Source organism: Microcystis sp. M079S1 (genome assembly GCF_020246425.1).
Lineage (GTDB): Bacteria > Cyanobacteriota > Cyanobacteriia > Cyanobacteriales > Microcystaceae > Microcystis > Microcystis aeruginosa.
Window position 1 is genome coordinate 1 of record NZ_JADBSZ010000060.1, and the last position, 13,632, is coordinate 13,632.

The 13,632-nt window shown below is 41.5% G+C and carries 10 protein-coding genes; 3 read left to right on the top strand and 7 right to left on the bottom strand.

What is annotated here, in order from left to right; all coding sequences use genetic code 11:
- Positions 1-199: 199 nt before the first annotated feature.
- Positions 200-502 (top strand): BrnT family toxin, encoded by a 303-nt coding sequence (locus tag IM456_RS03585; RefSeq protein ID WP_071825063.1) that lies wholly within the window; start codon positions 200-202, stop codon positions 500-502.
- A complete protein-coding gene (locus tag IM456_RS03590; protein WP_287693061.1) occupies positions 423-620 on the top strand; it encodes a hypothetical protein in 198 nt (65 codons plus the stop codon). Before IM456_RS03585 ends, IM456_RS03590 begins: the two co-directional genes overlap by 80 nt.
- A gap of 78 nt (positions 621-698) precedes the next feature.
- Here IM456_RS03590 and gyrB read toward each other — a convergent pair whose 3' ends face one another.
- The 7 genes from gyrB to IM456_RS03625 form a co-directional block, all read right to left on the bottom strand.
- A complete protein-coding gene (gyrB, locus tag IM456_RS03595; RefSeq protein WP_149987761.1) occupies positions 699-3,365 on the bottom strand; it encodes a DNA topoisomerase (ATP-hydrolyzing) subunit B in 2,667 nt (888 codons plus the stop codon).
- 475 nt (positions 3,366-3,840) lie between these two features.
- Positions 3,841-4,551: a response regulator transcription factor gene (locus IM456_RS03600; RefSeq protein ID WP_149985466.1), complete on the bottom strand. Its 711-nt coding sequence runs from the start codon at positions 4,549-4,551 to the stop codon at positions 3,841-3,843.
- Between the two features lie 262 nt (positions 4,552-4,813).
- On the bottom strand, positions 4,814-6,163 hold the full coding sequence (locus IM456_RS03605; protein WP_149985467.1) for an ABC transporter substrate-binding protein: 1,350 nt from the start codon (positions 6,161-6,163) through the stop codon (positions 4,814-4,816).
- Between the two features lie 11 nt (positions 6,164-6,174).
- On the bottom strand, positions 6,175-6,894 hold the full coding sequence (locus tag IM456_RS03610) for a PspA/IM30 family protein (RefSeq protein WP_149985468.1): 720 nt from the start codon (positions 6,892-6,894) through the stop codon (positions 6,175-6,177).
- 107 nt (positions 6,895-7,001) lie between these two features.
- Entirely contained in the window at positions 7,002-9,611 is a 2,610-nt protein-coding gene (locus tag IM456_RS03615; protein ID WP_287693060.1) for an ABC transporter substrate-binding protein, read from the bottom strand.
- Positions 9,612-9,643: 32 nt separating this feature from the next.
- Complete coding sequence (locus IM456_RS03620) at positions 9,644-11,008, bottom strand: DUF1822 family protein (RefSeq protein WP_149985470.1); 1,365 nt, start codon at positions 11,006-11,008, stop codon at positions 9,644-9,646.
- Positions 11,009-11,024: 16 nt separating this feature from the next.
- Complete coding sequence (locus tag IM456_RS03625) at positions 11,025-12,173, bottom strand: helix-turn-helix domain-containing protein (RefSeq protein ID WP_149985471.1); 1,149 nt, start codon at positions 12,171-12,173, stop codon at positions 11,025-11,027.
- A gap of 245 nt (positions 12,174-12,418) precedes the next feature.
- On the opposite strand from IM456_RS03625, the gene IM456_RS03630 reads away from it, so the two are divergent.
- Positions 12,419-13,513: a fatty acid desaturase family protein gene (locus tag IM456_RS03630; protein WP_287693059.1), complete on the top strand. Its 1,095-nt coding sequence runs from the start codon at positions 12,419-12,421 to the stop codon at positions 13,511-13,513.
- Positions 13,514-13,632 lie beyond the last annotated feature (119 nt).

Sequence of the window (13,632 nt, forward strand, 5' to 3'; positions counted from 1 at the left end):
ATCAGTAATCAGTAAAAAGACAGTAGGAAACTTCTATTTAATACTGCACACTTAAAAACTCACATCTGATAACTGATAACTTACCCACTGATAACTGATAACTGATAACTGATAACTGAGAGGTGCGCCACTGGAAGTTCTTAAGTCTTATATCAAAGATCAGGAAAAGCCGTCGTAAAACGACGGGGTTTTAACCCAAATTTTCGATAAGCGTCAGGCTAATATAGAAAAACACGGCATAGATTTCGCCGACCTGGAAGCGATTTTTAGCGGGCCGATAATCGAGCGCGTGGATAACCGTCAGAATTACGGCGAAATTCGAGTGATTCTAGTGGCTACAATCGATAATATCGTTTTGGTGGTGGTTTATACATGGCGTGGCTCGGTTCGTCGAATAATTAGTGCTAGGAGGGCTAACAACCGTGAACGAAGAACATATTACCAGAGTCACCCGCGAACAGTGGGCGAAGTTGAAAGGCAAAACAGACTGGAAGAAAGTTAAAGGGATGAGCGAGGCGGAAATTGAAAAAAACGCCCTAGAAGACCCCGGTAATCCACCGCTGCCGGCTGATTTTTTCGATGAAGTCGTGGAATGCACCCCAGTTTCCTTGAATCCCTAACCCTCCGATTAGTAACTGGATTTGGGGATTTTATCGGGGGCTGTATTAGCCTAGACTAACACAGCCCAAAGTTACCGTTTAAATGTCCAAATCCGTAAGATTTAAACGTGATCCGTGGGTTTCGATAAATTCTCGCCGGGGGGCAACTCGATCGCCCATAAGAATGGTAAATAATTCCTCAGCTTTGGCCGCGTCTTCGATTTCCACCCGTTTTAAAGTGCGAGTTTCGGGATTCATGGTAGTATCCCAAAGTTGTTGGGGCATCATTTCTCCTAACCCTTTAAAACGTTGGATTGTGTAGTTAGCATTGGAGGGAAATTCCGCTATCTTTTGCTGTAATTCTCGATCGCTATAGCAGTAGGAATGATTTTTACCGCGTTCCAATTTATAGAGAGGAGGACAGGCGATATATACATAACCTTGGTCAATTAAATTCTTCTGATAACGATAGAAGAAAGTTAACAACAAAGTTCGGATGTGTGCGCCATCCACATCAGCGTCAGTCATTAAAACAATGCGATGATAGCGCAATTGTGAGGGGTCGAAATCTTCTCCTTTAATCCCTAAACCGAGGGCTGTAATTAAGGATTGAATTTCCGTATTTTTGTAGATTTTGGCATCATCGGTTTTTTCGATATTGAGGATTTTTCCCCGCAGAGGTAGAATCGCTTGAAAACGACGATCGCGCCCTTGTTTGGCACTGTTATGGACGAAAACACCGGAAGCAAGGGCAAAGTTATGGGTATGAGGAACCTCGATATCATAGACATCGAATCTTGTTTCTAATCGCTCGATCGCCACAACTCGATGATTGTAATTAGCCACCGCTTCTAAGGCTTTATTTTTATCACCATCAAAGTAGCGATCGCAGAAAGAATCAAATCGCAATATTGATTTATCCCGCGTCTGAAGCCGATATTTTTGATAAGCTTCCAAATCAATATAACCTCGTTCGATCTCAATTTGTTTTAAGGTCGCTAGGGTTTTTTGATAGTAAGTTTTCTTGATTGTGTTAATTCCCTGCCAACGATTATACCCATCAGCGATCGCATGAGTGAACAACCAAGAATCGGAAGCGGGATTCCAGACCATTTCATAACCGTTAATGGTGATTCCGGGGTCATGAAGAGCGGACAATTTCCGATACAAAGGCATTAAAGCATCTTCTGGAGTTAAAGCCGCAGCAGGTTTATAGCTACCATCTCTTAACAGGAAAAGATGGTCAGGAGTACAAATAATCGCTTCACCATGATCGAGAGTAATTTTAATTACTTCTGCGTCTTTTTTGGTGATGCGGGCATTAATAACTCGTTCAACCCCGATCGTGCCATTGTCACGAATGGTATAACAAAAATGTTCCTTTCCTTGGGCTTGTTCGGTCACTAGCTGTTTAAAACTGAGGTTGCGTCCATCGACAAGGGCGATTTCTGTATCACCATGAAAACAACCACCAGCGCTGTCCCCTTCAACGATGTAAATTTCTGACCTTTCTGGGTCTCTTTCGCTACAATCAGCCAATTTACCCGGTAAAGGTGAGGATTCCAGAACCGATTTCCGTCGTACTAAGTCCCGGGCCCGTCGGGCCGCTTCCGCCGCCTTGTACGCTTGTACTGCTTTTTCGATAATCGTGTCGGCCACTTGGGGATTTTGTTCTAGGTATTCGTTGAGAGTTTCCCCCACCAGGGAATCAACAATACCCCGGACTTCGGTGTTACCCAATTTGGTCTTGGTTTGTCCCTCGAATTCCGGTTCGGGGACTTTTACGGAAATAACGGCGGTTAAACCCTCGCGGACGTTTTCCCCCGCTAGATTAGGCTCGTTTTCTTTAATTTTATTGCGTTTACGAGCAACATTATTTAAAGTACGAGTCAGAACTGCCTTTAATCCTTCTAGATGGGTTCCCCCGTCAATGGTGCGGATATTATTAGCAAAACCGAGAATATTGTCGCTATAGGCATCTATACACCACTGAAACGCCACTTCGATATTAATTCCGTTCTTTTCCCCCGATACATAGATAATATCTTTGTGCAGGGTTTCTTTTTCCCGACACATATAGGCGACGTATTCTTTAATACCCCCCTCATAACAATAGGTTTCGATGTGGGGTTCTTCGGGACGGTAATCGCTAAAGGTGATTTTAACACCGGCATTTAAGTAGGCTAGTTCTCGTAAACGTCCGGAGAGGGTACTGTAATCAAATTCGATGCCTTGGCTAAAAATTTCGGTGTCTGGCAGGAAATTAACCCTAGTTCCCGTTTTTTCCTCTTGACTGGGACTGCTGACCAATTCTGTGACGGGTATACCTCTTTCGTAGCGTTGGGTATGTACTTTATGATCGCGCCAGACGGTGACATCGACCCATGCAGAAAGGGCATTAACGACGGAAATCCCGACTCCGTGTAACCCTCCCGACACTTTATAACCACCACTGCCAAATTTACCGCCGGCATGAAGTATAGTGAGAACGGTTTCGAGGGCAGATTTACCCGTGGTGGGGTGGACATCGGTGGGAATACCCCGGCCATCGTCGGTGACGCTGACGGAACCATCGGCCTTGATATCCACTTCGATATGAGTACAGTAACCCGCTAGGGCCTCATCGATCGAGTTGTCCACCACTTCATAGACTAAATGATGTAGTCCCCGCGGCCCGGTCGTACCGATATACATCCCCGGCCGCTTCCTGACTGGTTCTAACCCTTCGAGAACTTGTATCTGTTCCGCGCCGTAGTTACTTGTCATAAAATTTCCCTAAAAAGGCTGTGATCCCTGATTGAACCTAAATGAATGGCAAAATCTTCAAAAATTGTAGCACATAAGGGTTAAAGACTGCTTAAATGCCTTTAGGGAGAATTTTTTATTGGGGTTGGGGTGTGGGGGGCGGGGAAGTGGGGAAGTGGGGAAGTGGGGTGTGGGGTTGGGGTTGGGGTGTGGGGTGTGGGGAAGTGGGGAGAATAAATAAAAGCCATCTCCTAAGTAGGTAGGCGTTAAAAATTATCAGACACCACCCTTATCAAGGGGGGACTAAGGGTAGGGTTGATTCATGAATCAACCCTACTATGAATTCACCCTAGTACTAAGGGGGGATCGAACCTAAAATCTATTTTTAATTTAATTATAACCAGCTACTGATCTCCTGAATACTGCCGACCGTCTCCTGAATACTGACTCCCGACTCCTGACTACTAACCCCACCAACAAACTTTTTCAGCAGCTCCTAAATAATGTCATCCTCAAATTTATAACCGACACCGACTACAGTTTTGATAAAGATCGGATTAGCAGGATCGGGTTCTACTTTTTTGCGTAAGCGTCGGATATGGGTATCTACTACCCTTTCATCGCCAAAAAAATCATTTCCCCAGAGATTATCGATTAATTGGGTGCGACTCCAGACGCGATTGGGATAACTGACAAAGGTAGCTAATAAATTAAATTCTAAGGTGGTTAAATCGAGGGGTTCCTCTGGCATTCCTTCCAATTTACGAACAGCAGAATGTTGATCTAAGTCGATAATAAAATGACGGCTGCGATGGAGTTGTTGGGGTTGGCTATCGTGTCTTAAACTACGTCTTAATAATGCCCTTACGCGAGCGGTTAATTCCCGGGGACTAAAGGGTTTGACCATGTAATCGTCGGCTCCCGTAGATAGACCGATAATGCGATCGATTTCTTCTCCCCTAGCGGTTAACATTAAAATATAGGGGTCTTTTGTCCCCGGTTTTTGGCGAATTCTAGCACACAATTCCAGTCCGTCTAATTCGGGTAACATTAAATCTAAAATAACTAAGTCTGGTTGCTTTTGATAAAATAGTTCTAGTCCTACCCTACCATTATAAGCCAGATGACAAGTAAAGGACTCCCGCTCTAAAGTTTGCTGAATCAAATGGGCGATTTCAATTTCATCTTCGATAATAACGATATCCATAAGTAAGTAGTTATAATTTAATTGAAGATAGATTTTGCCTTTGATCCCCCCTGCCCCCCTTAATAAGGGGGGTGCGGATGCCCCCTGCTCCCCTTAATAAGGGGGAATCTGACAATTTTTAAAACCTACCTACTTAGGCATATTTTAACATATTAGCCATTCATTTCTCGCTCAGGGTTGAACATTGAAATAATTGTAATTTTTGAGATTTTTTGGGGGGAAGAGTTGGCAGCTCTCCCGACTTTTGTGGACTGGGGACTTTTCAAGGTAAAGGGACAAACTGCTCACCGGAGGGAGTCGATCGCACTTGAATTAAGACCGGTTGACCGATGCGATCGCCAGTATTGGGATCAAAGCTAATTTTTCCGGTGGCCCCTGTTTGATGAAAATTCCCGGAGCGCAGCCTGGACTGTAGGCCCTGACGTTGAGTATTTTCCCTTAAACCGGCAATAATCACCCGTGTAGCGTCAAAACTGGTGGCTGTGCGCCAACTAACCGGACCGCGCCACTGTTCCTGCATAAGATTGGCAAAAGTCTGGTTAAGCGATGGGTGCCAGGGTGCGGCAAGGGTTAAACCTTGGGCGTTTTTGCCGCCATCTTCGAGGGTGCGAATATTGTAGAGGGTGGGACTACTAAACAGAGGCAAACGCTGACGATTGGAGCGAATAACCTCAAAAACGGGATCGAGACGATCAACATGAGCGACGACAAATAGGCCGTTAGCACCCCCAGAAATCGCCTGATTAAGGGCTTGATCGGCCTTAAAATTGGGGACACTCAGATCGCAGACAATCGGCACAATTTGACCGCCTTTTTTCGCCACATTAGCCATCAACTCATCTTTAAAGGAAATATTATCGGGAGCTTGAGAATCGTAGCAAAAAGCAATTTTCTGGACTTTAGCTGTATTTACTATGTAATTTGCTAAGGTTTCCGTAATTTTGCCGTTAGAAGCCACCAGACGAAAGATATAATTTCCCGCACCGGAGAGATTATTAGCCAGGGAGGTGGGAGAAATCATCACCAAACCGCCTTTTTCGTAGATGGGAGCGGCGGCTAAACTGGCATCGGAGGCATTATGACCGACAACAGCGATAATATCGGGATTTTTGACTAATTCACCGGCTACCTCTTTCGATATCTGCGGCTGATTATCGTCATTAACCACGATAACCATCAGTTTTCTGCCGTTGATCCCTCCCTGTTGATTGATCTGGGTTTGTGCGCTGGCGACTCCTCGCAATATTTCCTGAGCGACGTTGGGATTAGTTGTAGCTGGCACAACAACGGCGATTTTAAAGGGATTTGAGCCAGTTTGCAGGTTGCTGAGATAAATTACGCTTTCGGGATCGTTGGGACGTTGAGCGAGGGATTTTTGCAGGAGTTGCTCTGCTTCTTGGTGATCACCTTGAGCAATAGCAGCGATCGCTGATTCTTTGGTGGTGTTAGAATTAGTTTTGATCAGGAGATGATTGCCGTAACTGATGCGGGGATTATTATCGGCTTTTGGGGCAAATATTGCCAATATTTGGGGAAAAAGAAACCAACCGATCAACCCCAGTAAAACATAGGAAATTGGCGGTAAACCCGCTTTTTTGCTGGTCTTTGTCATCGCTTTACTCCTTAACTTTGCTGATTGAATTCGGCTAAACGGCGGTTAATTTCGTCATCAAGGCTTAAGAAATCGATTTCTTGAGCTAATTTCTCGCTATAGTTCTCGCTTAATTCACTATAGGCGTTTTCTTTTCGATAACGGTCTTTAATCGCTTCATTGGCATCCTCAAAGCGATCGCGGGAGGTATTGAGGTTGAGACTACTATCAAATTCGTTTATTTTACCTAAAGCCTCATTCATGGAACTAATCGCTTTTAAGTTGCTCATTTCTAACTTATAATGCTCGATTTTTTCCTGCTCTTTGCGAAGTTTTTCCTTAGCAGCAATGACCACTTTTTCGGCATTATCAACCCGATCTTTCATGGCGGGTAGAATTTTTTCTAGGGAGATAACCTTAACCATAGCGAGTCTTGCCGCTTCTTGAAGACCTTTTTTTTGAGCGGTGACAGCCTGTTGCAAGTAGTTTGTGTGTTCCTGTTTTTTCGCCTCGTATTGTGCTTGGGCTGATTGCTGGGCTGCTACTACTTTCGCCACCGATTCTGTCAATTCCGCTAGGGATTTTTGCATCAATTCTAGGGATTCTTTGGCCGATTCTACGGCAATTTTTCCGCCGGATTCGATAGGAATACCCCACAACCAATTCCAGATCGCAACGAGAGAATTGCCGGCCCTATCACCGATCAGCCAAAAAATCAAGGCCTTTGGGGTTAATTTTTTGAACAATTTCATGCCGTTTGTCTCCTAGAGGTGTTACCTGTTAATTAGGAGTGATGGCTAACTTTGATGCAGTGGGTAAGGTTAAGTTTTGTAAAAAGTCTTGACAAGGATAGGAAGGTTTAGACTGGACCGGCAGATTTAATGGGAGCGAGGGGGACAAATTGACCCTTTTTGACCTGTAGAATCAAGTAGCGGCGATCATCAGGATTATTGTTCATGTTGCGGACACCATTCTCATCGAATCTAACAGTGCCAGTCATTCCTTCGATAGAAAAATCGTTTCTTAAAACTTGATTTAATAATTCTCGATCGAATTTTTGTCTTTGTTGGTATAACTGTCGCAAAGCGGTGAGGATAACTTTGGTCGCATCGTAGGCCATGGGAGTGCGCCAAACATTGATCTTATTTTGCCAAAAACTGTGGATATAATTATCTTGTTTGAGATCATACCAAGGCACGGTGATAACTAAATTTTCTACTCCTTGTTTACCTTCTGCAAGGGTGAGATAACTTTGAAAGGTGGGGGAACCTAAAATCACTAAGTTTAACTGTTGTGCGGGACGTTGCTTAAAGATACTGACGGCTCTTTTCAGATCGTCAATATAGGGAGCAACCATGAGAATATTTACTTGGTATTGAGCGATTTTTTGATAAATTTTCTCTTGATCTAAATTATTTTTTGGCTCGATATTGCAGTCAAAATCTGCATCTTTAATGACTTTTTGAAACTGCTGACCGAGAAGAATGTTTCTATATTTTTGAGCGAAGTTATAATTATCCCCAGAGCGATTATCGTAACAAATTAAATTAGTGGGGTTTTGGATAATTAGCTTGTCAGTTTGTTTGCGGATGTATTCACTTAAGGTTGTGGCAAAAGTTTCCAGATCGGGAACCATCTTATACACATAGCCATTACCGGAGATTTTCGGGGAAAAGCTGGTGGGAGATAGGGCAACAATTTTCCCTTGTACATAGCTATCTTTGGCCGCTTCACTAGCAGCAGAAGCATTATGACCAACCACTGCTATAATTGAGCGATCCTTAACAAATTTTTCGGCTCGATCTTTGGCATCTACGGGGCTATTATTATCATTAGCGACCACTACCTGTAGAAAGTGAAACTCGGGGTTTTTGGCCTGTTCATCGTTTAACTCCTGTTGCAATAAAGCAATACCTCGTAAAATTTCCTGAGCAATTTCTGGATTATTACCAAGAGGAACACTGGTGGCAATTTTTAAGGGATTTCTGTCTTGATAGGCCGCACGAGCGTTATTATAATAGATGCGAATCTCTGGATTATTGGGCAAGCGATCAAGGGATTGTTTAAAAAGTTGAATTGCTTGTTTATATTCTTGGTTTTTAAAAGCTTGTCTTCCCCGTTCAATAATGTTATCTTGTCGGTTTGTCTTTAATAATATTTCTTCACCTAGGCTAATTTCTGGGTATTTACTAGCATCATCGGAAAATACTCCTCCCCAATATAAAACTGATAAAGTTACCAGAATACTTAAAATAAATAACAGAGCTTGTTTCCAGCGACTAGATAGACGTAAAGGCCAACTTTGCTCATAACTATTTTGGTGATTTTCCTCCGTATTTTCAGGGGGTAAAGGTAAAATTAACGGTGGTTCTTCAGGATTTTCTATCAAACGAGGCAGTAAAGAAGAACTAGCAGCATCCTTCTCAAATTCATGTAATCTTAATTCTTGTCGAGCGCTTGTTAAGGATTCCTGTAGGGATTTATGTTCAAGAAAATTGGGAAGAAAAACTTCTAGAAATCTCAAAGCAACCCGCACAGCGATGGGTTCTTTCATAACAATAATATGCGGTACTCCGATATTAGCCAACTGACGACCAATACCTAACCCATCGCAGGAGTTACAGATAACAAGTTTTAAGCCTTTTTTAACAGCTATTTCTAGGGAATTTCTTAAATTATGTTCGGGAGATAAAGCCGTATCATTATCAATGATAAAAACTCCATCATGTCCGTCGCTACTGGTTCGACTATGACCTAAATAAACTACAATATCCCATGGATTTTTGATCAACTCATTCTGAATATTTTCCGTTGAAAGAGGAGGATCTGAACTGGGACTCAATATTTTCATAGAAACCTTATCTTGGTTTCCTAGTGCCGTTTGCAAACTGGATAAACACAGGGAATTACGCTCGTTTTCGATGTCAATATTACCCAAAATTACTAAAACATGAATCGGAGGAGTAAGGTTAATTATCGGAGGATTTCTCTGGATAGTAAGAGCAATTTCCACATCATTCCACCAATCCCGTAAAAAATTCCAACACTCCCAGGGAATTTGTTGTAAATCAAAGTGGGTAGTTTGGATAAAAAATCTTACTTCTGACTCAGTACCTATATGGAACAAGATACGATTTTGTATCGAACTCAGAGAACTGGAATTTAGCCATTCATTTAAGCTATCTTTTAAAGTTTGAGTGGCTTTTCTGAGGTTGTCTCTAGGATCACCTACCGCTGCATGGGTGATCATACTATGAGGAACGGTAATTCCTAAACTGGGTTGACTTTCTACCCAATGATAATAAGCTCGACGATAATTTTGCAAAGCGGCAGCAATGTCAAGGTTAGGGACTAATTTCCCGTCAGCAAAAGGTGCTATCAAGAGATGATTGTCACGAATTTCTAGAGTGACGGAAAATCCCGTTTCAAAACTGCCATCACCAATTTTCAGAATCACAACTCTGCTCATGTCTTTACCCTTGACATTTTCTGCTATCTCTATTAAATCCTAAACTGTTCGGTAATGCTACTGTCCCCTAAGCTTAGGTTAACATTAAAGCGATCGTCGGCATCAGCTAGAAAATAAAGCTGTAGATAGCTATCTAAGGGTTTCTCCCTTGCTCTTGCTTCTAAACCGGGGATTAATTGGCCTATTTCATCGCTAATTTGCAAAGATAAACCGGGGGGTAGCTTGGCAAAATTGTCCATGGCATAGGCACGAATTAAGACAGCAATTCTCTGGTGACTGGTCGATAAAACTCCCACCATTAAAGCGATTTTATAACCCATTAATTGACTACCCACATCGAGCATTTTACGGATAGCAGCATTAGGATAATGAGGATCAATATTCCAGAGATATTCGGCTGCTTGCCAGCGAATAGTTTCATCTTGGGTTTGATGTTGCAGTTTTGCTAAAGCTTCCTGTGGGGTTAAATGTTCCCAAAATTCCACCTCTTTTTGACTAGCATACAGTTGTCTAATTTCTCGCTGAATATCTGTCAGAGATTGTCGGCCGCTGATTTTTTCAGCAGCCAACAAAAAACCCGGATTAATTGGACGATAATTGTCGATGGTGCTGAGGATTTCCTGCCATTTCTCTGTAATAATTCCCTGCAACCATTGACTAAGTTTGGTGGGGATTACCTCTAAACGCTGCTGATAAAGTTTTTCTCGCCATTGTTGATTATTCAACAAAGCTAACCACTGCTGACAACTAATATCTAATCTCGGAGAATAGGGTGAAACTTGACCTAACTTTTTAATTAAATTTTCTGCTGTTGCTGGCGATAAATTTGCTAAAGATTCCAGTTTTTCTTGTTCACTCTCTCCCTCTAAACAACTCTGCCAAAGAATATCTAAATCATCAATAATTTGCTCACTGTCCAAATAATATTGATGGTAAATTGGATCGTATTCTGCGAGATTTTTAACATCTTTTCTGGATATAAAACCCCAGATATTGAGAAATTTTTCTGCTAAATCTACCTGCACCCCTAGATAAAAATCTGCCGCTAAATCGGGAATATCAACCCATTCTTGCTCTATTGTCAATCCCTCAATGTCAATAGCTTGACTGGGAATAGTAGTAACTTTTTTGTCTTGAATTTGCCAAGTAAACCCGTTAATAAACTCCCAAAGATACTGATGGTTTTTAGGTGTTGTTTGAAGGGAACAATCAAGATTATCTTTCAGCCAATTGCTTAAGCATATTTGCACCAAGTAATTAATCAAAGCCTGATTTTTGGCGGTTTGATTAGAGTATTGACCGAGAATCGATCGAGCTTGTTTAATCTCTGTTTCCGAAAAAGTTAGCCAAAGGGATTTCGGGTTAATTTGTTGCAAAATATCGAGGTTGACTTTCATGGTATCTCCTAACAGATTAGATTTGAGTTAAGTAGGACTGACAAAAATATTCCAGATAAGCATCGATCTCTTGTTTTTGCCGAGATTGTAATTTAATCTCATTTAACAAAATAGGACAATCTTTGCCTTCTCTTGCACAGAGTAGCTGATAAAATTTTTTACATAATTGGGTTATTTCTCGACTAATAGTAGATGAGTGAACTCCCAATCGATTAGCGATCTGTGCTTGCGTCATCTTTTGATGATAGTAACAATATGCAATCTGTTTAACTTCATCCTCAAGAGTGATTAATAACTTATTAATATCTTCCTGGATTTCTTGCTGTTGTAGTAAATCTTTACTTGGCTTCTTGCTGGGGATATTTTCCCAAAAGTAATTGCTATTATCGTCATAATTATTAGGCTCAAATTTAGAGTAAGCAGGATCGATATGATTACGCATTATCTCCCCTATTTGATTGAGTTTTGCTTGCACTTCCTCAAGGGTGAGAATAACTTGCGGTTGTAACTGCTGTAGGCGATCGATTACCTGTTGCCAATCCTCCTCTTGCCACTTATCCAATGATCTAAGAGAAGCTTTTTTAACCTCTCGAAAACAGTTAAATATTAGCAGATGATTCTCGGTAAAGATACCCGATGTTCGTAAAACTTTTTGAATTTTATTCGCACTAAAAAGACTGACTATACCGAGATTAGTCCTGCCAATCGTTTTATACTCTCCTCGCAGAAAATTATAGAGAGTATTTCTCAATTTTTTATCTGTCCATTTTTCTAAGATTAAGCGAAAAAATCCCGGTTTGGTCTTGTTATCCTGAAAGTTACCGTAAAAATTGCGAGGATTGTTGGTGATTGCCGTAGAAAGCAAATTCAGCAAATAGTAGAAGAGGGTTTCATAATCAGCATCGATCCGATGACCGACATTTTGATAAACCCTTTGAGTTACCATACAGGAGCGATATTGTAAGAAAACCATCCAATGGGACTTGACTAATTGGTTATTAGGATCATTCTGTAACCATTGCCACAGATAAAAATACACCGCTTCATCATCGGCCACGCTTCCAGCGATCGCATTGATCGATTTTCTTAATTGTGGCACTTCGCACCAGAAAACTCGATCGCCTTCAATCGCTTTAATAGTAGTATAAAAGTACCTAACGCTCATTTCTATCACCGGCTACAGGTATCTGATATCTGATTAGGTAAAAACCGAGGATTTTCTGCAAGAGGAGCAAACAAATTGAGGGATTGCCTTGCCAAGCGCACCTCTTTCTCTGACAATAGATGAGGGACTGATGAGAAATTATCAGTTATAGTGAGACAGCCTTAGCAAACCAGTACAAGACTCATAAATTCACTCTGAGCTGCCACAAATAGCCGTCATATCAACTTCTAGGACAAAAATTAGGAATGCGAGTAACTTTTACCGAAAATCAGGGTTTTAGAAAGGAATTGAATAAACGGGTTGATGCTTATTTTACCGAAAACGGCATCCCCACCAGAGATAATTTTGCCATGTACCTGAAGACGATCACGATTTTAACTTGGGTAATTGCCGCTTGGCTATTTGTGCTTTTTGGTCCGGATATCTGGTGGCTGAAAATTATCGGTTGCATGGTTTTAGGAGGAGGATTAGCAGGAATCGGTTTTAGCATTGGTCATGATGCTAACCATGGCGGCTATTCTAGTAAAAAATGGGTTAATTCTCTCCTTGGCATGAGCTACGATTATATCATCGGTACTTCCAGTTATCTCTGGCGTTTTCGTCATAATTATCTCCATCATACCTACACCAATGTTTTAGGGTACGATGTGGAAATTCACGGCGATGGTGTGGTGCGAATGACTCCCCATGCCGAGCATAAATGGTATCATCGTTATCAACATTTATTTATCCCGATTCTCTACGCTATAATTCCTATCTATTGGTCATTCTCTGATGTGCGCTCCATCCTCTTTCGTCATCGTTTTGGCGAGATTAAAATTCCCAATCCTAAAGCGATCGATCTATTTGTTTTATTGAGCGGAAAAGTTGTTTATCTTTTTTGGTTTATTGGCATTCCTCTCTTAGTTGGTTATAGTCTCCTAGAAATAGCGATCGGTTTTCTCATTGCTTTTATGACCTATGGAGTGCTTGCCTGTCATGTATTCATGTTAGCTCACGTTTTGGAACCCGCCGAATTTATTCAACCCTCGGCAGCTAACCAAATCGAAGACGAATGGGCAATCTTTCAAGTGCGAACTACCGTAGATTTTGCTCCTAAAAATGCTTTTTTAAATTGGTATTTAGGGGGATTAAATTATCAAGTTGTTCACCATCTTTTCCCGCAAATTTGCCATATTCACTACCCCAAAATTGCCCCAATCTTAGCGGAAGTTTGCCAAGAATTTGGCGTTAATTATGCCGTTTATCCCACCCTGCGAGGTGCTTTAACTTATAATTATCGTTGGCTCAGACAATTAGGCAATAAACAAAGTAATTTCGATCTCAAATTAGCCAGCTAAATATCAGTTATCAGTTATCAGTTATCAGTTATCAGTTATCAGTTATCAGTTATCAGTTATCAGTTATCAGTTATCAGTTATCAGTTATCAGTTATCAGTTATCAGTTATCAGTTATCAG